20 protein-coding genes are annotated in these 22,066 nt (G+C 48.8%); 10 read left to right on the top strand and 10 right to left on the bottom strand.

Features of this window, described 5'->3' with window-relative positions; translation table 11 throughout:
* Positions 1-467: 467 nt before the first annotated feature.
* From ACJHW7_RS02925 to ACJHW7_RS02905, 5 genes are all read left to right on the top strand, one after another.
* Positions 468-674 (top strand): hypothetical protein, encoded by a 207-nt coding sequence (locus tag ACJHW7_RS02925; protein WP_001567552.1) that lies wholly within the window; start codon positions 468-470, stop codon positions 672-674.
* 11 nt (positions 675-685) lie between these two features.
* Positions 686-847, top strand: a complete 162-nt coding sequence (locus ACJHW7_RS02920; protein WP_016236987.1) for a YdaE family protein — start codon at positions 686-688, stop codon at positions 845-847.
* Positions 848-985: 138 nt separating this feature from the next.
* A complete protein-coding gene (locus ACJHW7_RS02915; RefSeq protein WP_370554237.1) occupies positions 986-3,895 on the top strand; it encodes a RecE family exodeoxyribonuclease in 2,910 nt (969 codons plus the stop codon).
* Between the two features lie 11 nt (positions 3,896-3,906).
* The gene (locus ACJHW7_RS02910; RefSeq protein WP_000432226.1) at positions 3,907-5,019 is read left to right on the top strand and encodes a RecT family recombinase; all 1,113 of its coding nucleotides are present in this window, start codon (positions 3,907-3,909) and stop codon (positions 5,017-5,019) included.
* Between the two features lie 38 nt (positions 5,020-5,057).
* A complete protein-coding gene (locus ACJHW7_RS02905; protein WP_001237029.1) occupies positions 5,058-5,300 on the top strand; it encodes a DUF4060 family protein in 243 nt (80 codons plus the stop codon).
* A gap of 235 nt (positions 5,301-5,535) precedes the next feature.
* Here ACJHW7_RS02905 and ACJHW7_RS02900 read toward each other — a convergent pair whose 3' ends face one another.
* Positions 5,536-6,729 (bottom strand): tyrosine-type recombinase/integrase, encoded by a 1,194-nt coding sequence (locus ACJHW7_RS02900; RefSeq protein WP_000627155.1) that lies wholly within the window; start codon positions 6,727-6,729, stop codon positions 5,536-5,538.
* 504 nt (positions 6,730-7,233) lie between these two features.
* Between ACJHW7_RS02900 and kch the strand changes: the two genes are divergently transcribed.
* Complete coding sequence (gene kch / locus ACJHW7_RS02895; protein WP_001299682.1) at positions 7,234-8,487, top strand: voltage-gated potassium channel protein; 1,254 nt, start codon at positions 7,234-7,236, stop codon at positions 8,485-8,487.
* Positions 8,488-8,540: 53 nt separating this feature from the next.
* On the opposite strand, the gene ACJHW7_RS02890 is transcribed toward kch, so the two are convergent.
* Complete coding sequence (locus ACJHW7_RS02890; RefSeq protein WP_001309467.1) at positions 8,541-8,714, bottom strand: YciY family protein; 174 nt, start codon at positions 8,712-8,714, stop codon at positions 8,541-8,543.
* A 142-nt stretch (positions 8,715-8,856) separates the two neighbouring features.
* Here ACJHW7_RS02890 and cls point away from each other — a divergent pair, with 142 nt between their 5' ends.
* Positions 8,857-10,317, top strand: a complete 1,461-nt coding sequence (gene cls, locus ACJHW7_RS02885; protein WP_000214516.1) for a cardiolipin synthase — start codon at positions 8,857-8,859, stop codon at positions 10,315-10,317.
* A gap of 34 nt (positions 10,318-10,351) precedes the next feature.
* Complete coding sequence (locus tag ACJHW7_RS02880; RefSeq protein WP_000366959.1) at positions 10,352-10,681, top strand: HI1450 family dsDNA-mimic protein; 330 nt, start codon at positions 10,352-10,354, stop codon at positions 10,679-10,681.
* Positions 10,682-10,733: 52 nt separating this feature from the next.
* Here ACJHW7_RS02880 and oppF read toward each other — a convergent pair whose 3' ends face one another.
* The 5 genes from oppF to oppA all read right to left on the bottom strand — a co-directional run bounded on the left by oppF (position 10,734) and on the right by oppA (position 16,320).
* Positions 10,734-11,738 (bottom strand): murein tripeptide/oligopeptide ABC transporter ATP-binding protein OppF, encoded by a 1,005-nt coding sequence (gene oppF, locus ACJHW7_RS02875; protein WP_000994905.1) that lies wholly within the window; start codon positions 11,736-11,738, stop codon positions 10,734-10,736.
* On the bottom strand, positions 11,735-12,748 hold the full coding sequence (gene oppD, locus ACJHW7_RS02870; RefSeq protein ID WP_000110954.1) for a murein tripeptide/oligopeptide ABC transporter ATP-binding protein OppD: 1,014 nt from the start codon (positions 12,746-12,748) through the stop codon (positions 11,735-11,737). The genes oppF and oppD overlap by 4 nt, the downstream gene beginning before the upstream one ends.
* Positions 12,749-12,759: 11 nt before the next feature.
* The gene (oppC, locus tag ACJHW7_RS02865; RefSeq protein ID WP_000979661.1) at positions 12,760-13,668 is read right to left on the bottom strand and encodes an oligopeptide ABC transporter permease OppC; all 909 of its coding nucleotides are present in this window, start codon (positions 13,666-13,668) and stop codon (positions 12,760-12,762) included.
* 14 nt (positions 13,669-13,682) lie between these two features.
* Positions 13,683-14,603 carry an oligopeptide ABC transporter permease OppB gene (gene oppB, locus ACJHW7_RS02860; RefSeq protein ID WP_000911112.1) on the bottom strand — a complete coding sequence of 307 codons (921 nt, stop codon included), beginning with the start codon at positions 14,601-14,603 and terminating at the stop codon, positions 13,683-13,685.
* Positions 14,604-14,688: 85 nt separating this feature from the next.
* A complete protein-coding gene (gene oppA, locus ACJHW7_RS02855) occupies positions 14,689-16,320 on the bottom strand; it encodes an oligopeptide ABC transporter substrate-binding protein OppA (RefSeq protein ID WP_001297114.1) in 1,632 nt (543 codons plus the stop codon).
* A gap of 283 nt (positions 16,321-16,603) precedes the next feature.
* Here oppA and ACJHW7_RS02850 point away from each other — a divergent pair, with 283 nt between their 5' ends.
* Positions 16,604-16,900 carry a hypothetical protein gene (locus ACJHW7_RS02850; protein WP_021556731.1) on the top strand — a complete coding sequence of 99 codons (297 nt, stop codon included), beginning with the start codon at positions 16,604-16,606 and terminating at the stop codon, positions 16,898-16,900.
* Positions 16,901-17,057: 157 nt separating this feature from the next.
* Here the strand turns inward: ACJHW7_RS02850 and ychE (ACJHW7_RS02845) are convergent, their stop codons facing one another.
* Together ychE (ACJHW7_RS02845) and ychE (ACJHW7_RS02840) are read right to left on the bottom strand one after the other, a co-directional pair.
* Entirely contained in the window at positions 17,058-17,705 is a 648-nt protein-coding gene (gene ychE, locus ACJHW7_RS02845; RefSeq protein WP_000616773.1) for an NAAT family transporter YchE, read from the bottom strand.
* A gap of 30 nt (positions 17,706-17,735) precedes the next feature.
* Complete coding sequence (gene ychE / locus ACJHW7_RS02840; RefSeq protein ID WP_211180492.1) at positions 17,736-17,789, bottom strand: protein YchT; 54 nt, start codon at positions 17,787-17,789, stop codon at positions 17,736-17,738.
* Between the two features lie 392 nt (positions 17,790-18,181).
* Here ychE (ACJHW7_RS02840) and adhE point away from each other — a divergent pair, with 392 nt between their 5' ends.
* Positions 18,182-20,857 (top strand): bifunctional acetaldehyde-CoA/alcohol dehydrogenase, encoded by a 2,676-nt coding sequence (adhE, locus tag ACJHW7_RS02835; RefSeq protein WP_000301651.1) that lies wholly within the window; start codon positions 18,182-18,184, stop codon positions 20,855-20,857.
* 300 nt (positions 20,858-21,157) lie between these two features.
* Here adhE and tdk read toward each other — a convergent pair whose 3' ends face one another.
* Positions 21,158-21,775 (bottom strand): thymidine kinase, encoded by a 618-nt coding sequence (gene tdk, locus ACJHW7_RS02830; RefSeq protein ID WP_000068079.1) that lies wholly within the window; start codon positions 21,773-21,775, stop codon positions 21,158-21,160.
* Between the last annotated feature and the right edge of the window lie 291 nt (positions 21,776-22,066).

The raw sequence follows: 22,066 nt of genomic DNA, 5'->3' as shown, positions 1-22,066 counted from the left end.
ATGAAAAAACCCGGCCACAGCGCCGGGTTTTTTACACCCTCACCCACCATCTCAGCCGCCAACACCCAGCCACGAAGTCCCCGATCTCGACCTTAGCGTCGGGATTTTTTTTGCCTGCGATTCTGCAGACGTGTCACAAAACCCAGCCACATAAACCTCAGATTTACAATTAACACCAACCTTAAGTTGACATATATATAAACCAGTGATTTAATCTAACTCACCAAGACGCACCACGAACCACCCAGGCATGGAGCCCTCGAAGTAGCCGTCCGGGACATACGAAAACCGGAATGAGGTGGTGATATTAACGCGCAGTAGGTTTGAAACGTTCCGCCAGCCTGGCGACAAGGGCAAACACAGAAGTGAGCTTCGCGGTGGTGAATTGCAGAGTTAAAACGCTCAACTGTGAAGATCAGCGTCACGGCACCACCAGCGAAGTTCACTCAGCAATAGTGGAGAACATCATGGTTCATCAGCACTACGGTACACAGACAGTAAACCGCGGCGCAGTTCAGCCGGGGATGCTTGTAAAACACAAAGACTCAACCTGGACCGCATCTGCTAACGCACGCGGTCGCCTGTATCTTCACCGTGGCATCGAACGTACCTACACCAAAGATTTGCTGGTTGAGGTTTATCTAAACGGTTTAGGACATGGCCTTAGCCATTAACGGAGTGAGTTATGCAGGAGAAAAAATGCGCGTACTGCCGCAAGCCGATCAAGCAAGGGAAGGAAGTTAAAAACGAACTGCTCTTTATCCACGGCACGCAGTTGAAACGCGAGCAACGTGATTACTGTTCAGTACGTTGCGCTTCGCACGACCAGATGGCTCACGAAGGCTAACGTAAAACCCGCGCAAGGCGGGATTCACGTCCGGTGCCACCGACCAAAGTTACACCGGAATTTATACCAAACCAAAAAACATCCAATGGGCGCTATCTCTGGCCCGGGGATTCTAACACTCAAAAAAGAGGATCTCACATGGAATTTTTCCATCTGATAAAAGCCAGTCAGAAGTCTGGCAAGAAAGATGCAGTGATTTGGTTCACTGCGAAAAGTGTAGCGCGCGCCAATCTCCAACTCGATGTGGCACTGGAAGAAGCCGGAATTGAAGAAACTGGCCGCGGTAAAGATTATGCCAAACCAATCCGCACCGATTTCCCGGTATATGACGACCTGCCGGAAGAAGGCGCAGTGGATTACACCTGGTGCGAACGCTACGAACTGCAGAACGATGACCGCACCTGGCTGCCAAAAGTCACAGCTGAAAACTCTGACGAGAAAACGGCTCAGACCGTTGATAGTCACATAACTACTGAGTCAACGCTGCCAGAAACCGCTGGCATCACGCTGGACGAACACGACGACGACTCAACCCTCTACCCGGTAGTGCAGATGCCGTTTCGTAAGCAACTGCTTTCCCAGTTCACCGCCGACGAACTGCGCCACCACGTAACCCGCGAAGAGTACGAAGCTATCGGCGCGCTGGAGATGGACACTGATAACAGTTACGTCCAGAACTTGCTGTTAGCTGCTGAGAACTGCCCGGAAGTGAAGGGTTACGACACCAAAGACCTGTGGCGCTACACCGATGCCATTCGCAAAGTGTTCAGCCAGGACAAGCGTCACGAACTCGCGCTGGTACTCCGTTTCACCAGAATGTGGGCGGCTACTGATTACATTGACCGTGGCATCCTGGCGCGTGAATGGGCTGCCGGTAATCACATCAGTAGTGTTCAGCGTACTGATTCCGGAACCAATGCCAACGGCGGTTACGTCACTGACCGTGGACCTGATACATACCATACCCTTGACACTCTAGATTTAGAGATTGCATGTGCCCTTCTGCCTATGGACTTCAACCACTTCGAGATCCCGGGCAGCATTCTTCGTCGCGCTAAAGAAATCGTGACCAAAAAAGAAGAACCGTGGAAATCATGGAGCAGCATTCTGCGCAATCAACCCGGCGTTCTTGGCGTTAACCGCACAGCTATTTTTAACCTGATACGTATCGCGCCGGAAAATATTCATCTAACTCCTGTCGCTCACCTGGAGTTTGTTAACCGGACCATGACTGCTGCGTTTAATGCTGCTGTTGAGTTATTGCCATTGCATGAAGCTGAGCCCGCAACACAGGAAATTCCCCAACCTGAAAGTAAGGAGTCTCCACGCAAACCCTTCTGCACTCACGAAGAGAACCTGCAACGCGTACGTGAAGAAGAAGCACGCCGCCGCGCAGAGGAAACGACAGCACAACCACATAAAGCCGAACAAGAACTGGTTAAAAATGTCGGCAACGGAATATTCGATGTTACGGCTTTACTGCAGAACTCAGCAACTCATGGCACGAAACAGGCTACGGAAACCACCAGCAATGTGCAGGTTCAAGAAACTGTCAGTGATGAAAAAAATGTTGGTAATGAAATGCAGTCAGGCGAAAGCAGTCTGGAAACTGGTGAAGAGTCACATCCCGGCCAGCAGGCCGATGTAAACCAAAATACGGAATCTGTCGCTCAAAATAGCGATTCTGTAAACCAGACTGAACCAGTTTTGGCACACGTCGAGCCAGAGGCGCAATCTGACGAACAAGCTGTTTTTTACCCCGATTACTTCGAGCCTGGGCGCTATGAAGGTCTGCCGAACGAGGTTTACCACGCTGCCAACGGCATCAGTTCCACCCAGGTAAAAGATGCGCGCGTTTCGCTGATGTACTTCAATGCGCGCCACGTTGAGAAAACCATCGTCAAAGAGCGCTCCTCAGTGCTGGACATGGGAAACCTGGTACATGCGCTGGCGTTGCAGCCAGAACAGCTCGATGAAGAATTTAGCGTTGAACCCGTAATTCCGGAAGGTGCATTTACCACCACGGCAACGATCCGCGCGTTTATTGATGAGTACAACGCCAGCCTGCCAGCGCAACTGAGCGCAGACGATATCAAAGCTTTGCTGGATGAATACAACGCCACCCTGCCAGCGCTGGTGCCGCTGGGCGCTAGCCTGGATGAAACGGCGCAGAACTATATGGCGCTGCCAGCTGAATTCCAACGTATCGATGCAGATCAGAAGAAGACAGCAACAGCAATGAAGGCGTGCATCAAAGAGTACAACGCCACCCTGCCAGCGCAGATTAAAACCAGCGGCAGCCGCGACGCACTACTCGAACAACTTGCGATTATCAATCCTGACCTGGTCGCGCAGGAAGCTCAGAAGCTGCAACCGCTGAAAGTCTCTGGCACGAAGGCCGATCTGATTCAGGCCGTGAAGGCAGTCAAACCAGATGCAGTGTTCGCCGACGAGCTGCTCGATGCTTGGCGCAACAACCCGGAAGGGAAAGTGCTGGTTACCCACCAGCAACTTGCCACCGCGCAGGCAATTCAGTCAGCACTGCTCTCGCACCCGACCGCAGGCATGCTGCTAACCCACCCGAGCCGCGCCGTTGAGGTGAGCTACTTTGGCTTTGACGAGGAGACGGGACTGGAAGTTCGTGTGCGCCCTGACCTTGAGATCGACCTAGACGGCGTGCGTATCGGTGCTGACCTGAAAACCATCAGCATGTGGAATGTTAAGCAGGAAAGCCTGCGCGCCAGGCTACACCGGGAAATTATTGAACGTGATTATCACCTGAGCGCGGCTATGTACTGCGAAACCGCAGCGCTGGATCAGTTCTTCTGGATTTTCGTCAACAAAGACGAGAACTACCACTGGATCGCCATCATCGAGGCATCCGCTGAACTACTGGAGCTGGGTATGCTCGAGTACCGCAAAGCGATGCGCAATATCGCAACCGGATTCGACACAGGTGAATGGCCAGCGCCAATCACTGCTGACTACACCGACGAACTGAACGACTTCGACCTGCGCCGCCTTGAAGCGCTGCGTACTCATGCATAAGGGGAATGATGATGGAAAACACGAATATCGTAACCGCTGAACAGCAGACTCCAAACACGATCTCAGCCAGCAATGCCATTTTCAACGTGCAGGCTTTAACCCAGCTTCAGTCTGTCGCCGGGTTGATGGCACAGGCAGCCGTAACGGTGCCTGAGCACCTCCGCGGCAATCCGGCAGACTGCATGGCCATCATCATGCAGGCGATGCAGTGGGGTATGAACCCTTACGCCGTGGCGCAAAAGACGCACCTGGTTAACGGTGTCCTGGGATACGAAGCGCAACTGGTTAATGCGGTGATCTCCAGCTCAAACGCCATCGTTGGCCGCTTTCACTATGAGTACGAGGGCGACTGGTCGAAATGTGCCAGCAGCCGCGAGATAACCGTTAAAAAGCCTGCGAAAGGTGGCGGGACGTACGACAAGAAAGAAATGGTACGCGGTTGGGAAAGTGCTGATGAACAAGGACTGTCGGTACGGGTAGGTGCCGTTATTCGCGGTGAAAGTGATATCACCTGGGGAGAGCCTGTTTTCCTCTCCAGCGTAATCACACGTAATTCTCCACTTTGGGTATCAAACCCGAAACAGCAGATCGCTTATCTGGCACTCAAATACTGGGCGCGCCTGTATTGCCCTGCAGTTGTTCTTGGTGTGTACACCCCTGATGAGATTGAACAGCGCACAGAAAAAGAGATCAACCCAACGCCGCAACGCGTTAGCCTGGCTGATATCTCAGGTGACACCGTCACAACCACGCAAAGCGCACAGGAATCGTCGGTAAATGTCGACTCTCTTGCCGATGATTTCCGCGAACGCATCGAATCTGCTCAGGACGTGGATAGCGCCAAATCGCTGCGTGCCGACATTGAAACGGCGAAAGCTACGCTGGGATCCGCACTATTCACCGAGCTGAAAAACAAAGCCGTAAAGCGTTATTACCTAGTGGATGCACGCAACAAGGTTGAGGAGGCTATTAAATCCCTGCCCCAGCCCGACGAGCCGCATGCAGCCGAACGGTTCGCTGAAGCCGAGCGCATGCTTGCATCTTCAAAGCGTCACTTAGGCGATGAACTGCACGATCAATTCAGCATCACCCTGGCGGATATGAAACCGGAATACGTGGCCTGACGAGACCGGGAGGGGTAACCCTCCCTCAAGGAGATTATATGCGACTGATCAATCGAGGAAGTAAGCAATCACCTTTAGCTCGCCAAGCATGCGACATCGCGCTGGCAGCTCACTTGCAAACATATGGCGACTATGGGCGAAGCAAGATGAAAGAGACTTATACGGTGAAGGTTGAAGGCGTGAAAGTCTGGGTGGAGGTGGTGAACCGAAAGGCGAGCTACGTGGCCACAGCGATGACCGGCATGCGCCGTCTCCGCTCCCTGCCCGGGCAGGTTGGTTGAAAAAGATTTTGAATGGCCCGAACGGGCAACTGGAGAGAGCTATGGATGATATTTTGGTAACGTCAGACCTGACCAGTCGCTACAAAATTTCACGCAAAACCCTTTGGTCATGGCAAAGTGCAGACACAATGCCTCGGGGCTTCGTATGCCCGTTCCCACCCCCTGACTGGCCCGGCAACCCTAACCGCTGGCGCTCTGAGTCAATCAAAGAGTGGGAGGATAAAAAGAAGATAAATTAACTGAAGGGCTCTCCGATGATCTCTTCAAGATGGCTCTGCCAAACGCGGAGCCAGTGTTTCTGATCATCGATATAGTCATGAAGGTTGTAATGCGCCATAACCCCCACCATCTGATGCCCGAGCAGCTTTTCAATTACGTGCGGCGGGCAACCTAACTCAGAGAGATTTGTGGCTATCGTCCGCCTCATATCATGAAGCGACCACTCTGCCATACCTGTTCCATTCCAAATAGAACGGGCGTAATTGGATGCCACAGGTGAATGAACGGGCGAATCTTTGATCCCGCCATCAATTTTACGTTGTGAAGTCACCAGGTGATTGGTGTTTATTTTCTTGAGGTGATTTCTGACCAGGTTAACGGCGGCGTCTGAGAGTCCCCTTCTAATATGTACCCGAGTTTTATAACTGCCCGCAGGCACGACCCACTCATTATCATCCAATCGAAACCATGATCTCTCACTAAGTCGAATCTCAGCCGTACGGCATCCGGTAAGCATAATAAATTTCACCAGGAAAACGGACTCTATCGACATATGGCTTTTCAACCACTGATAGATTTTGCGCAGATCGTCATCGTCCATCCTGCGAGTTCTCTTTTTAGGCTTTTGCCCGACATCAGATGGCAGTAATCCCTCGAGTGGGTTTGAGGCGATCACACTTCTGTTAACGCAGAACCTAAACGCCCGTTTGCACAGCGAAAGCATGTAATGAGCCATCACCCTGCTTTCTATAGAATCGAAGACGTTGATCCAGTGCATTTTCGCTGTGTTATCGACTTTGACATTCTTCATCGGTTCGGCGATATGTTTCTCAAACACCTGGCGATAGTAATCGACTTTAACTAGCCCGTTAGCGATACAGTGCCTTTCAATCCAGTAATTGAACGCTTCGGCAACGGACATCGCTTCCTGTCGGGTCTGCTTATCCAGCTTCACCTGCTCTCGCGGATCCAGTCCCTCAGTTAACCAGTTTCTGAATTGTTGGCGACGCTCTCTTGCCTGGGTGATACTCATTGCAGGATAATCACCAACATTGAGTTTTACCGCTTTACCGGCCCAGCGATACCGATAGAAAAATGATATTTTTCCGGCCTGGCTGATTCTGGCGTTGAGCCCGTGCGAATCAGAAATAATCTCGATATCATCTCTTTTCTTGCCGAGCGCCTTCCTGAGCTTTGTGTCGGTGATCATTGAATGGGTACACATTTTTGTTTTTGGGTACACAAAAGTGTACACAAAGTTGCCCACTCAAAGCTACACGCAATGTAACACTAGTTCGCAGAGTGTTATTGTTTACATCCTTGAAAGCCTGCTGGATAAGGGTTTAGCGTAACAGAACGTTTTTACGCGGAATTGTTCGTAATATGCCAAATGACAATTTAAGAAAGTGTTCTGAATAGAGATTCAATATTTAAGGGCACGGTTTTTGCAACCGTGTTCTTGTTTGGCCTTTCCTTATTGCCGGTCAGTGCATTCACCACCACAAGCAGATAATAACTTTATCTGTATTTCTTTATATGATGTGAGCATGTTCAGGAAAAATGCCCTTTCCTGACGCAGAGTTGCTCACTCAAAACCTTTGATTACTGCGGATAAAGTCATCTACTATTGTTTAACACATTCACGTGTCGCATGTATGTTCAGAAAATGTGCACGTTAAGATAATTAAACAAAATTGTGGTTACAGAGGTATCAGTGAGTCACTGGGCTACATTCAAACAAACAGCAACAAATTTATGGGTGACCCTACGGCACGACATTCTCGCGCTGGCCGTCTTTTTAAATGGATTGCTTATTTTTAAAACAATCTATGGTATGTCGGTCAATTTGCTTGATATTTTCCATATCAAAGCATTTTCAGAGTTGGATCTCTCCTTGCTGGCAAACGCCCCACTATTTATGCTCGGCGTCTTTCTTGTCCTGAACTCCATTGGCTTACTGTTCCGGGCAAAGCTCGCATGGGCAATCAGTATCATTTTGTTGTTGATAGCGCTAATTTACACCCTGCATTTTTATCCCTGGCTGAAATTTAGTATTGGATTTTGCATTTTTACGCTGGTGTTTTTGCTGATACTGCGCAAAGACTTCTCCCACAGTAGCGCCGCAGCCGGGACAATTTTTGCATTTATTAGTTTCACGACATTACTGTTTTACTCAACCTACGGTGCGCTTTATTTAAGCGAAGGTTTTAATCCGCGGATAGAAAGTTTGATGACCGCGTTCTATTTTTCGATAGAAACCATGTCAACCGTCGGCTATGGAGATATTGTCCCTGTTTCTGAATCAGCACGATTGTTCACTATTTCGGTCATTATTTCCGGCATTACCGTTTTTGCCACATCTATGACCTCAATTTTTGGTCCGCTTATCCGCGGGGGATTCAACAAACTTGTAAAAGGAAACAATCATACAATGCATCGTAAAGATCATTTTATTGTTTGCGGACATTCGATTCTCGCCATCAATACGATCCTGCAACTGAATCAACGCGGACAAAACGTAACGGTTATCAGCAACTTGCCTGAAGATGATATCAAGCAACTTGAGCAACGCTTAGGCGATAACGCTGATGTTATCCCCGGTGACAGTAATGACAGTTCAGTATTAAAGAAAGCGGGAATCGATCGTTGCCGGGCCATTCTGGCGCTGAGTGATAACGATGCAGATAACGCGTTTGTTGTACTCTCGGCAAAAGATATGAGCAGTGATGTCAAAACAGTTCTCGCCGTCAGTGATAGCAAAAACCTGAATAAGATTAAGATGGTACATCCGGATATCATTCTCTCACCGCAACTGTTTGGCAGCGAAATTCTGGCGCGAGTTTTAAATGGTGAAGAGATTAATAATGATATGCTCGTTTCAATGTTGTTGAACTCCGGTCATGGCATTTTCAGCGATAACGATGAACAAGAAACGAAAGCTGACAGTAAAGAATCGGTGCAAAAATAGAGTTAAAGACGGAAAAGTAAACTTATTGGGCACCGCAATGGTGCCCAGAACATTTAGATATTGTAGATCGCAAACAATAACGAGTTACGCTGTTTGTTTAGAATGCACTTCCTGATGCTGTGGATACGCATATTTCGGCGCGACTGCCCCTCAAGCCAACGCGATTTACGTCGGCTAGCCTGACGCTGCATGCGCCAGCGCCCCACTTCCGTTCTACTCCGCTTCATGTTAACTACTCTATGCAATAACAGAATGGTCATTATACCCCCGCCCCCGACGCTGACCAGTGCTTTTCCCGCGTTTTTATTTGCCAGATGAATCCATATGCGTAAACTCATAACAATGCGCTTTCAAAAGGATTTCTAATCTATGACAACCGTTTATACGTTGGTGAGTTGGTTGGCCATTCTGGGATACTGGTTGCTCATTGCAGGCGTAACTTTACGCATTCTAATGAAACGACGCGCAGTTCCCTCCGCGATGGCCTGGCTGTTGATTATTTACATTCTGCCGTTAGTCGGAATTATTGCCTATCTTGCCGTTGGCGAGCTCCATTTAGGCAAACGCCGCGCTGAGCGCGCCAGAGCGATGTGGCCTTCCACCGCAAAATGGCTTAACGACCTTAAAGCCTGTAAGCATATCTTCGCCGAAGAAAATAGCAGTGTCGCTGCGCCATTATTCAAGCTTTGCGAGCGTCGTCAGGGGATCGCTGGGGTCAAAGGGAATCAGCTACAACTGATGACCGAGTCAGATGATGTGATGCAGGCGTTAATCCGCGACATCCAGCTCGCGCGCCATAATATTGAGATGGTGTTTTATATCTGGCAGCCCGGCGGCATGGCGGACCAGGTGGCTGAATCATTAATGGCGGCTGCGCGACGCGGCATTCATTGCCGATTGATGCTCGACTCCGCCGGGAGTGTGGCTTTTTTCCGCAGCCCGTGGCCCGAGCTAATGCGTAATGCCGGTATTGAAGTGGTCGAAGCCTTAAAGGTCAATCTGATGCGTGTGTTTTTACGCCGTATGGACCTGCGCCAACATCGCAAGATGATCATGATCGATAATTACATCGCGTACACCGGCAGCATGAATATGGTCGATCCTCGCTACTTCAAACAAGATGCGGGCGTAGGGCAATGGATTGATCTGATGGCGCGTATGGAAGGCCCCATCGCCACCGCGATGGGGATTATTTATTCCTGCGACTGGGAGATTGAAACAGGGAAACGTATTCTACCGCCACCACCTGATGTCAATATTATGCCGTTTGAGCAGGCCAGCGGTCATACCATTCACACAATTGCTTCTGGCCCCGGCTTTCCGGAAGATCTCATTCACCAGGCATTATTGACTGCGGCTTATTCGGCGCGTGAATATTTGATCATGACAACGCCCTACTTTGTGCCAAGCGATGATTTACTTCATGCGATTTGCACGGCGGCGCAGCGCGGGGTGGATGTCAGTATTATCCTTCCGCGAAAAAATGACTCGATGCTGGTCGGCTGGGCCAGTCGCGCATTCTTTACGGAACTGCTTGCTGCTGGGGTTAAAATTTATCAGTTTGAAGGCGGGTTACTGCATACCAAGAGCGTGCTGGTCGATGGCGAACTAAGTCTGGTTGGCACCGTTAACCTTGATATGCGTAGTCTGTGGCTGAATTTCGAGATTACTCTGGCAATCGACGATAAAGGTTTTGGTGCAGACCTTGCCGCCGTTCAGGACGATTATATTTCGCGTTCACGTCTGCTCGATGCCCGTTTATGGCTAAAACGTCCATTATGGCAACGTGTCGCCGAGCGACTGTTTTACTTCTTCAGTCCGTTGCTGTAAAACGTCGCCAACAGAGGTTAAACAGGTAGTGACTATGGATATGGATCTAAACAATCGCCTGACTGAAGATGAAACGCTTGAGCAGGCCTACGATATTTTTCTCGAACTGGCTGCCGACAATCTCGATCCAGCTGATGTTCTGCTGTTCAATCTTCAGTTTGAAGAGCGCGGCGGCGCGGAGTTATTCGATCCGGCGGAAGACTGGCAGGAACATGTTGATTTCGATTTGAACCCAGACTTTTTTGCCGAAGTGGTGATTGGTCTGGCGGACAGTGAAGATGGTGAAATCAACGATGTTTTCGCCCGCATTCTGTTATGCCGCGAAAAAGATCACAAACTTTGCCATATCATCTGGCGGGAATAAATAATCACTTTCGGCGTGAAAAAGGGCTGACAACTGTCAGCCCTTTTTGTGTTTAAAGCGGATCGACTTTCAGGCAAGAAACGGCGTGTCTGAAACTCCCCTCCAGAACAGGACGTGTTTTGGCGCACTCTGGACCGGCAATCGGGCAACGGGTACGGAAAACACAACCGGAAGGCGGGTTGATCGGCGACGGTAATTCCCCTTCCAGTAACTGGATGGTTTTGTTCTTCTCCAGATCCGGATCAGGTATGGGGACTGCCGACATCAATGCCCTGGTGTAAGGATGTAGTGGATTGTGGTAGACCTCATCATAGGTCCCCAGTTCTACCGCATGGCCGAGATACATCACCAACACACGATCGGAAATGTGTTTTACCACGGCCAGGTCGTGAGCGATAAAAATTAATGACAATCCCATCTCACGTTGTAACTGCTGGAGCAGGTTGACCACCTGTGCCTGAATTGACACGTCCAGCGCCGACACCGGCTCATCACAGATAATCAGCTTCGGTTCAAGAATAAGAGCACGCGCAATCCCGATACGCTGGCACTGCCCACCAGAGAACTCATGCGGATAGCGGTTAATCAGGTTAGGCAATAACCCGACTTTCAGCATCATCGCCTTCACGCGCTCGCGAACTTCCTGGCGTGACATTTTCGGATGATAAGTACGCAGTGGTTCAGCGATGATCTCGCCGATGGTCATACGCGGGTTTAGCGATGCCAACGGATCCTGGAAAATCATCTGAATATCACTGCGAACGGCACGCCATTCATCGGGCTTCATGCCCAGCAACTCTTTACCTAACCAGGCAACATGACCGTCGGTCGCCTTGACCAAACCGATGATGGCGCGAGCAAAGGTGGACTTACCGCATCCCGATTCCCCTACCACACCTAATGTTTCCCCTTCATACAGGCGAAGAGTTACACCATCTACGGCTTTGAGAGTTTTCGGTGGTTGCCAGAACCACTGTTTGCCATCTTTGATTTCAAAGTGCACTTTCAGATCGGCGATTTCGAGGAGGACTTTTCTTCCTTCGGTTACAGCATTCATAACAGTTCCTCCACCGGTTTAAAGCAAGCACGCAGACGGCCAGGCGTAAACTCTTCCAGCGGCGGTGCGCTACTACAAATTTCCATCGCATGCGGACAACGTGGCTGGAACGGGCAACCTTTCGGTAATCGCAGCAGGTTTGGCGGATTACCCGGAATAGTCAACATTGTTTCACCTTCCGCATCGAGACGAGGCACCGCGTTGAGCAAACCGATAGAATAAGGATGAACAGGTTGATAAAAGACATCGCGCGCGTTGCCATATTCCATCGTGCGCCCGGCGTACATTACCAGCACTTTGTCGCAGATCCCCGCCACCACGCCAAGATCGTGGGTGATCATAATGATGGCGGTATTAAATTCCCGCTTCAGTTCATTTAATAGCGTCATGATCTGCGCCTGTACGGTGACGTCCAGCGCAGTAGTGGGTTCATCCGCAATCAGCAGCTTAGGCCGACATAGCAATGCCATCGCAATCATGACTCGCTGACGCATGCCGCCAGAAAATTCGTGCGGGTACATTTTCATGCGTTTACGCGCTTCCGGCATTTTTACCGCATCGAGCATCCGCACCGACTCTTCAAACGCCTCAGCTTTGCTCATGTTCTTATGCAGCATCAGCACTTCCATCAACTGCTCACCGACGCGCATATAGGGATTCAACGAAGTCATTGGGTCCTGAAAAATCATTGAGATTTGTTCAGCGCGCAGTTTATTGAGTTCACGCTCTGGCAAATTGAGGATTTCACGCCCATTGAAGGTTGCCGATCCGCCAATGCGTCCGTTGGCAGCCAACAGGCCCATCAACGCAAATGCAGTTTGCGATTTACCCGAACCAGACTCACCTACAATGCCCAGCGTTTCTCCGGCACGTAGGGAAAAATTTAAATCATTGACCGCCGTGACGTCGCCGTCCGGGGTACTAAAGGTGACACGCAAATCTTTCACGTTCAGCAGTGCGTCAGCCTGTTGTTGTGCGAGCGGCACAGTTGCAGTTTCAATTACGCTCATGGCTGCACTCCTTAACGATCTTTCGGGTCGAGGGCATCACGCAAGCCATCGCCGATAAAGTTGAAACAAAACAGCGTCACCACGAGGAATCCCGCTGGGAACAACAGTAACCATGGAGAGACTTCCATCGAGTTCGCGCCATCACTCAGCAATGCCCCCCAGCTGCTTAACGGCTCTTGCGTACCCAACCCCAGGAAGCTAAGGAAAGATTCAAAGAGGATCATGCTGGGCACCAGTAGCGATGCGTAGACCACCACCACACCGAGTACGTTCGGCACAATGTGGCGAATAACAATGCCCGACGTCGATACACCGCCAACTTGTGCCGCCTCAATAAACTCTTTGCGCTTCAGACTCAGGGTTTGCCCACGCACAATACGAGCCATATCCAGCCAGGAAACCATGCCTATCGCCACGAAAATCAGCAGGATGTTTTGACCGAAAAAGGTCACCAGCAAAATGACGAAGAACATGAATGGGAAGGAGTTGAGGATTTCCAGCAAACGCATCATTACCGAATCCACTTTACCGCCCAGATAACCGGAAAGCGAACCATAAAGTGTCCCCACGACCACTGCCACCAGTGCCGCAGCAACACCGACCATGAGTGAGATACGTCCGCCAATCGCAACGCGCACAAGCAGGTCGCGACCGGATGAGTCAGTACCAAAGTAGTGACCGGACTCCATATCCGGGGCGCTGGACATCATCGCCCAGTCAGTATCGTCATAGGCAAACTGCGAAAGCATCGGTGCCAGGATTACAAATAACGCGATCAGCACCAGCACTATCAGACTTGCAACCGCCGCACGGTTATGCATAAAACGTCGACGTGCGTCCTGCCACAAGCTGCGCCCTTCGACCTCCAGCTTTTCACTGAAATTTTCCAGCGTCTCGCTGTTTTTCTTACTTAACATCATCGCGAGCTCCAGTATCAGTAACGGATTTTCGGGTCGATAACCGCATATAGCACATCGACAATGGCATTAAACAAAATGGTTAACGCACCAACCAGGATGGTCAGGCTTAACACTAAGGAATAGTCACGGTTCAATGCGCCATTAACGAACAGTTGCCCAATCCCCGGCAAACCATAAATGGTTTCGATAACCATAGAACCGGTAATAATGCCGACAAATGCGGGGCCCATATAGGAGAGCACGGGTAACAGAGCAGGTTTTAATGCGTGGCGTAAAATGATCCGCCGCATAGGTAACCCTTTCGCCCGGGCAGTACGAATAAAGTTGGAGTGTAATACTTCAATCATAGAGCCACGGGTAATACGCGCAATACTGGCGATATAGGCGAGTGACAACGCCACCATCGGCAATATCATGAATTTAAGCGCCCCACCATTCCAGCCACCGCCCGGCAGCCAATGCAAAATGATCGCAAATATCATGACTAATAATGGCGCAACCACAAAACTGGGGATAACAACCCCGGTCATTGCCAGCCCCATCACGGTATAGTCCCATTTGGTGTTTTGTTTTAATGCGGCAATAACGCCAGCACTAACACCCAGTATTACCGCAAGGAAAAATGCTGCGGCTCCCAGTTTGGCAGAAACGGGAAAACTGGATGCAACCAGGTCATTGACCGAATAATCTTTATATTTAAACGAAGGACCGAAATCGCCATGCGCCAGTTGTTTCAGGTAGCTGAAATACTGTGTCATGATCGGATCATTAAGATGATATTTCGCTTCGATATTGGCCATTACTTCCGGTGGTAAAGTACGTTCGCCGGTAAAAGGGCTTCCCGGCGCGAGGCGCATCATAAAGAACGAAATAGTAATAAGAATAAATAGCGTCGGAATCGCTTCCAGACAGCGACGTAGAATAAATTTTAACATTGCCCTACCTTCTGGCCTGTGCCTTCTGTAATGCGATAAAAATCAGACACCGTGGAGCAGGACACTCCTGCCCCACGTATTGCCATTAGTGCTTCACAATGTACATATTTCGGGTGTAGGTATTATCCAGCGGATCTTTGCCGGTATAACCACCAACCCACGGTTTCACCAGACGCGCATTCACGTAGTAATAAACAGGAACAATGGCCGAATCCTTATCCAGCTGTTGTTCTGCTTTAGTGTACAGAGCTGTGCGCTGCGCCTCGTCAGTCACTTTCAGCGTTTCCGCCATAATGCTGTCAAAGGCCGGGCTCTTATAATGCGCGGTATTCATCGAGCTGTTCGAAAGCATGGTGTTGAGGAAGGAAGTTGGTTCGTTGTAGTCAGCACACCAGCCTGCACGGGCCACATCAAAAGTACCCTGGTGACGGGTGTCGAGGAACGTTTTCCACTCCTGGTTAACCAGTTTGACGTTTACACCAATGTTTTTCTTCCACAATGAAGAGGCAGCAATCGCCAGCTTTTTATGCAGATCGGAGGTGTTATACAGCAGGTTGATGGTCAACGGTTTGTCTGCGGTATAACCCGCTTCAGCCAGCAGTTTTTTCGCTTCTTCGTTACGTTTTTCCTGGCTCCAGCCAAACCATTCTGGCTGAGTCAATTTTGCGCCATCAGTATACGGTGGAGTGTAACCATAGGCGGGCATGTCGCCTTGCGCTTTCACTTTATTAACAATGATATCGCGGTCCATACCTAGTTTCAGTGCGGTACGCACACGCACATCGTTGAATGGCGGTTTCTGGTTGTTAATTTCGTAATAGTAAGTGCACAGGTATGGATCAACGTGAACTTCGTCCGGGATCTCTTTTTTCAGCTTCTGGAACAATTCGATCGGCATGTTGTTATACGTCATGTCGATTTCACCACTACGGTAGCGGTTGACATCGGTAACTTCAGAAGCAATAGGCAAATAGGTTACCTGGTTAATAACGGTTTTCGCGTTGTTCCAGTAGGTCGGGCTGCGTTCAAGAACGATTCGTTCGTTTACGACCCAATCTTTTAAGGTATAGGCACCGTTGGTGACGATATTACCAGGCTGGGTCCATTTTTCGCCGAATTTCTCGATAGCGGCTTTTGGCACCGGTGAAGTTGATGGGTGAACAAGTAATTTATAGAAGTACGGAACGGGTTCACTTAAGGTGACTTCTAATGTGTGATCATCAATAGCTTTCACGCCGAGATCGGTAATCGGTTTTTTCCCTTCAAGAATTTCATCAATACCGGCGATATGCCCATATTGCAGATAACTGGCATACGGAGAAGCAGTGTTCGGATCAACAGAACGTTGCCAGCTATACACAAAGTCTTGTGCTGTGACTGGCGTGCCATCAGACCATTTCGCATCTTTACGCAAATGGAAGGTCCAGACTTTCGCGTCTTTATTATCCCAAGATTCAGCGACGCCAGGTGCTGGATGACCGTCAAGATCGCTGACCAGTAAGCCTTCAAACAGGTCTCGGCTGATATTAGACTCCGGAACACCTTCAATTTTGTGCGGATCTAATGACTGAACTTCTGAACCATTGTTACGTACCAGCGTTTGTTTTTCCGCCAGTGTGACGCCTGCGGGTACATCAGCTGCCAGCGCGACATTCCCTGCCATTAGCGCAGCCAGAACGCCAGCTGCTACTAAACTTCTCTTGGTGATGTTGGTCATTGTTTTTTGGACTCCCTCATTATAATTACTGGTATTAACCAGCATGTGTAATCCCGGATTGGGACCCTGCACAGGCTCGGAGACTTTCTGCTGTCAGGTTACTTTATCGTTACGGATTGCTATCACCGACTTTATTTATTCTGGTGATTCAGACGATCACCTTATGTCGATTCGTACTGTGTCTCCCCTGTCGAGACACATTATTCTTTCACGACGCTCTTTAATTGTTAATTATTCTCATTACCAATAAAGAATCGCCTGGCGGTTGCCCGGAAAGTACCAAATGCGCTTCTTACTCGCCAATACATTTTGCAAAATTGTTAAGCAATTCTCTTTTATTGACCGTATCAGAATCTATAGCTTGCATCCATGTCTTAACAAACATTTTTCAATTCAATCAAATAGAGATTGGTTAAGCATGTCTATCTTTTCTGATTACAGTTCCAGTAGTGAAATGCACAATAATTTAACAATTGATTATTATTTAGCACTTTCCTCTACCAAAGGCAGTGGAATTACTAATATCATTTCAATTATTCTTCAGCAAGCCCAGGATTATGATGTGGCGAAAATAACATGATGGTGAAGAGAAACAGTTAAGGAAATCCTTATAACTAACTGTAATTTGAGAAGAATATTTTTACCTATTCCTTTTGCTTTTGATAACTGCGCGGGAACAAAGTAAAAATAATGACGAAGTAAACGGAGCATGGCAGCTCCGTTTCATTTGAAAGGAATTAATTAAGCAGGCCGGGGAAAATCCCCTTAATACCAGTAACGATAAATTCAATCCCCAATGCCATCAGCAATAGCCCCATAATACGCGTAATCACGTTGATGCCGGTCTGGCGTAAAACCCGTACCAGCCACGGTGCCATGCGGAACAATCCCCAACAACATAAAGCGAACAATGCAATAGCCACAAAGAAACCAAACAGATAGCTAATGCTGTGATAACGCGTACCCCAGACGATGGTAGAACTGATCGCCCCTGGCCCCGCCATCAACGGCAACGCCAATGGCACCACACCAATACTTTCACGTACCGCGGTTTCTGATTTTTCTTGCTTGTTCTGTTTATCCTCGCCAAGCTTGCCGCTGATCATCGACATCGCTATCGTCACCACCAGGATGCCCCCGGCGATACGGAACGAATCAATTGATATACCAAAAAGTTGCAGAATCGTGTCGCCGAGAAAAAGCGAGATCCACAAGATAATGGCCACAGACAGGTTGGCTGTAAGGTTAGTTTTGTTTCGCGCTGCCGCTGTCTGATAACTGGTCATGCTGATAAAGACGGGAATAATCCCTACCGGGTTGACCAGCGCAAATAACCCGATGAAAAATTTGAAGTAAACGGGAAAATCAAAAAGGGTCTGAATCACGGTTAGCTCCGAAGCAAAAGCCGGATAATGTTAGCCATAAATAAGGTTGAAAAGACGCGCTGACAATACGCCTTTTGACAGCATTTTTCACCTCCTAACTACTTAAAATTGCTATCATTCGTTATTGTTATCTAGTTGTGCAAAACATGCTAATGTAGCCACCAAATCATACTACAATTTATTAACTGTTAGCTATAATGGCGAAAAGCGATGCTGAAAGGTGTCAGCTTTGCAAAAATTTGATTTGGATCACGTAATCAGTACCCAGAAGTGAGTAATCTTGCTTACGCCACCTGGAAGTGACGCATTAGAGATAATAACTCTAATGTTTAAACTCTTTTAGTAAATCACAGTGAGTGTGAGCGCGAGTAAGCTTTTGATTTTCATCGGTTAAGCAAATCATCACCGCACTGACTATACTCTCGTATTCGAGCAGATGATTTACTAAAAAAGTTTAACATTATCAGGAGAGCATTATGGCTGTTACTAATGTCGCTGAACTTAACGCACTCGTAGAGCGTGTAAAAAAAGCCCAGCGTGAATATGCCAGTTTCACTCAAGAGCAAGTAGACAAAATCTTCCGCGCCGCCGCTCTGGCTGCTGCAGATGCTCGAATCCCACTCGCGAAAATGGCCGTTGCCGAATCCGGCATGGGTATCGTCGAAGATAAAGTGATCAAAAACCACTTTGCTTCTGAATATATCTACAACGCCTATAAAGATGAAAAAACCTGTGGTGTTCTGTCTGAAGACGACACTTTTGGTACCATCACTATCGCTGAACCAATCGGTATTATTTGCGGTATCGTTCCGACCACTAACCCGACTTCAACTGCTATCTTCAAATCGCTGATCAGTCTGAAGACCCGTAACGCCATTATCTTCTCCCCGCACCCGCGTGCAAAAGATGCCACCAACAAAGCGGCTGATATCGTTCTGCAGGCTGCTATCGCTGCAGGTGCTCCGAAAGATCTGATCGGCTGGATCGATCAACCTTCTGTTGAACTGTCTAACGCACTGATGCACCACCCAGACATCAACCTGATCCTCGCGACTGGTGGTCCGGGCATGGTTAAAGCCGCATACAGCTCCGGTAAACCAGCTATCGGCGTAGGCGCGGGTAACACTCCGGTTGTTATCGATGAAACTGCTGATATCAAACGTGCAGTTGCATCTGTACTGATGTCCAAAACCTTCGACAACGGCGTAATCTGTGCTTCTGAACAGTCTGTTGTTGTTGTTGACTCTGTTTATGACGCAGTACGTGAACGTTTCGCAACCCACGGCGGCTATCTGTTGCAGGGTAAAGAGCTGAAAGCTGTTCAGGACGTTATCCTGAAAAACGGTGCGCTGAACGCGGCTATCGTAGGTCAGCCAGCCTATAAAATTGCTGAACTGGCAGGCTTCTCTGTACCAGAAAACACCAAGATTCTGATCGGTGAAGTGACCGTTGTTGATGAAAGCGAACCGTTCGCACATGAAAAACTGTCCCCGACTCTGGCAATGTACCGCGCTAAAGATTTCGAAGACGCGGTAGAAAAAGCAGAGAAACTGGTTGCTATGGGTGGTATCGGTCATACCTCTTGCCTGTACACTGACCAGGATAACCAACCGGCTCGCGTTTCTTACTTCGGTCAGAAAATGAAAACGGCTCGTATCCTGATTAACACCCCGGCTTCTCAGGGTGGTATCGGTGACCTGTATAACTTCAAACTCGCACCTTCCCTGACTCTGGGTTGTGGTTCCTGGGGTGGTAACTCCATCTCTGAAAACGTTGGTCCGAAACACCTGATCAACAAGAAAACCGTTGCTAAGCGAGCTGAAAACATGTTGTGGCACAAACTTCCGAAATCTATCTACTTCCGCCGTGGCTCCCTGCCAATCGCGCTGGATGAAGTGATTACTGATGGCCACAAACGTGCGCTCATCGTGACTGACCGCTTCCTGTTTAACAATGGTTATGCTGATCAGATCACTTCCGTACTGAAAGCAGCAGGCGTTGAAACTGAAGTCTTCTTCGAAGTAGAAGCGGACCCGACCCTGAGCATCGTTCGTAAAGGTGCAGAACTGGCAAACTCCTTCAAACCAGACGTGATTATCGCGCTGGGTGGTGGTTCCCCGATGGACGCCGCGAAGATCATGTGGGTTATGTACGAACATCCGGAAACTCACTTCGAAGAGCTGGCGCTGCGCTTTATGGATATCCGTAAACGTATCTACAAGTTCCCGAAAATGGGCGTGAAAGCGAAAATGATCGCTGTCACCACCACTTCTGGTACAGGTTCTGAAGTCACTCCGTTTGCGGTTGTAACTGACGACGCTACTGGTCAGAAATATCCGCTGGCAGACTATGCGCTGACCCCGGATATGGCGATTGTCGACGCCAACCTGGTTATGGACATGCCGAAGTCCCTGTGTGCTTTCGGTGGTCTGGACGCAGTAACTCACGCCATGGAAGCTTATGTTTCTGTACTGGCATCTGAGTTCTCTGATGGTCAGGCTCTGCAGGCACTGAAACTGCTGAAAGAATATCTGCCAGCGTCCTACCACGAAGGGTCTAAAAATCCGGTAGCGCGTGAACGTGTTCACAGTGCAGCGACTATCGCGGGTATCGCGTTTGCGAACGCCTTCCTGGGTGTATGTCACTCAATGGCGCACAAACTGGGTTCCCAGTTCCATATTCCGCACGGTCTGGCAAACGCCCTGCTGATTTGTAACGTTATTCGCTACAATGCGAACGACAACCCGACCAAGCAGACTGCATTCAGCCAGTATGACCGTCCGCAGGCTCGCCGTCGTTATGCTGAAATTGCCGACCACCTGGGTCTGAGCGCACCGGGCGACCGTACTGCTGCTAAGATCGAGAAACTGCTGGCATGGCTGGAAACGCTGAAGGCTGAACTGGGTATTCCGAAATCTATCCGTGAAGCTGGCGTTCAGGAAGCAGACTTCCTGGCGAACGTGGATAAACTGTCTGAAGATGCATTCGATGACCAGTGCACCGGCGCTAACCCGCGTTACCCGCTGATCTCCGAGCTGAAACAGATTCTGCTGGATACCTACTACGGTCGTGATTATGTAGAAGGTGAAACTGCAGCGAAAAAAGAAGCCGCTCCGGCTAAAGCTGAGAAAAAAGCGAAAAAATCCGCTTAATCAGTAGCGCTGTCTGGCAACATAAACGGCCCCTTCTGGGGCCGTTTTTTTGTTTACCCAAAGCAACTTTTCCATAAACCGACAGCATTAGCCTTCATCATATTTGCGACGATGTATAACGCCTACACACAGCGATATTGTACTTTACAGGTCATTAGTCAACGTCGGTGCTTAAGCGCTCTGTGAGGCGTATAGCGGCGTTAAAAACTACCGCGAAGGGTGTATAACCCAGAAGAAGTGCGTAAAACGGACTGACAGGATAAAAACGCCCTGCTCACCCTGTCAGTAAAGAAATTCTTATTAATCGTGGCGATGCCTTTCCTGAATAGCCGTTAATGAGCCGACTTGTAACGCCTCTTTATAGTGTTTACGGCATACAGAAACGTATCGTTCATTACCACCAATAACCACCTGCTCACCTTCGTTATAAGGTCTGCCTGCTTGATCAAGACGCAGCACCATGCTTGCTTTACGGCCACAAAAACAGATGGTTTTTAATTCAACCAGTTTGTCGGACCATGCCAGTAAGTATTGGCTGCCAATAAATAATTCACCTCGAAAATCGGTACGTAAACCATAACAAAGTACGGGTATATCGAGTTGATCGACAACCTCCGATAATTCATATACTTGTTGTCTGGTTAAAAACTGGCATTCATCAACCAGTACGCAATGAATTGCCTGCTGTTCATGTTCCGCACGAATCTCATCAAATAATGATGAATTTTGGTTAAATAATTTTGCAGGCGATGACAAACCTATACGCGAACTGACTTTCCCGGCACCAAAGCGATCATCAATTTCTGCCGTATATACGACAGTGCGCATGCCGCGTTCCTGGTAATTGTATGAAGATTGCAACAATGCTGTAGACTTACCCGCATTCATTGCGGAATAGTAGAAATATAGCTGTGCCATCAGCCACAGGCCCTCAATGATATGAAATAAAGTTGGCTGGAGTTTATCATAATTCGTCAGTTTTTCAGCTCAACAGTATGCACAGAAGTGGTATATGCGTTCTCCCTTACGAAGCCTTGCATAATCCTTCTGAGCTATCATTACAACTGCCTCGCTTGTTATAAGCGGGTAAATGACTGCTGGTAACTATTCACAATCTTTAACCTGTTGCGCAAGTAATAGCCCTCTGTTGACCTCCAGGAGATAGTGCAATACTAAGTCCCTGCTCTTATTGCGACTGTTCTACTTTTC

The organism is Escherichia sp. WS1152 (genome assembly GCF_046487665.1).
GTDB lineage: Bacteria > Pseudomonadota > Gammaproteobacteria > Enterobacterales > Enterobacteriaceae > Escherichia > Escherichia coli.
This window is presented reverse-complemented; position numbering and strand designations above follow the sequence as displayed.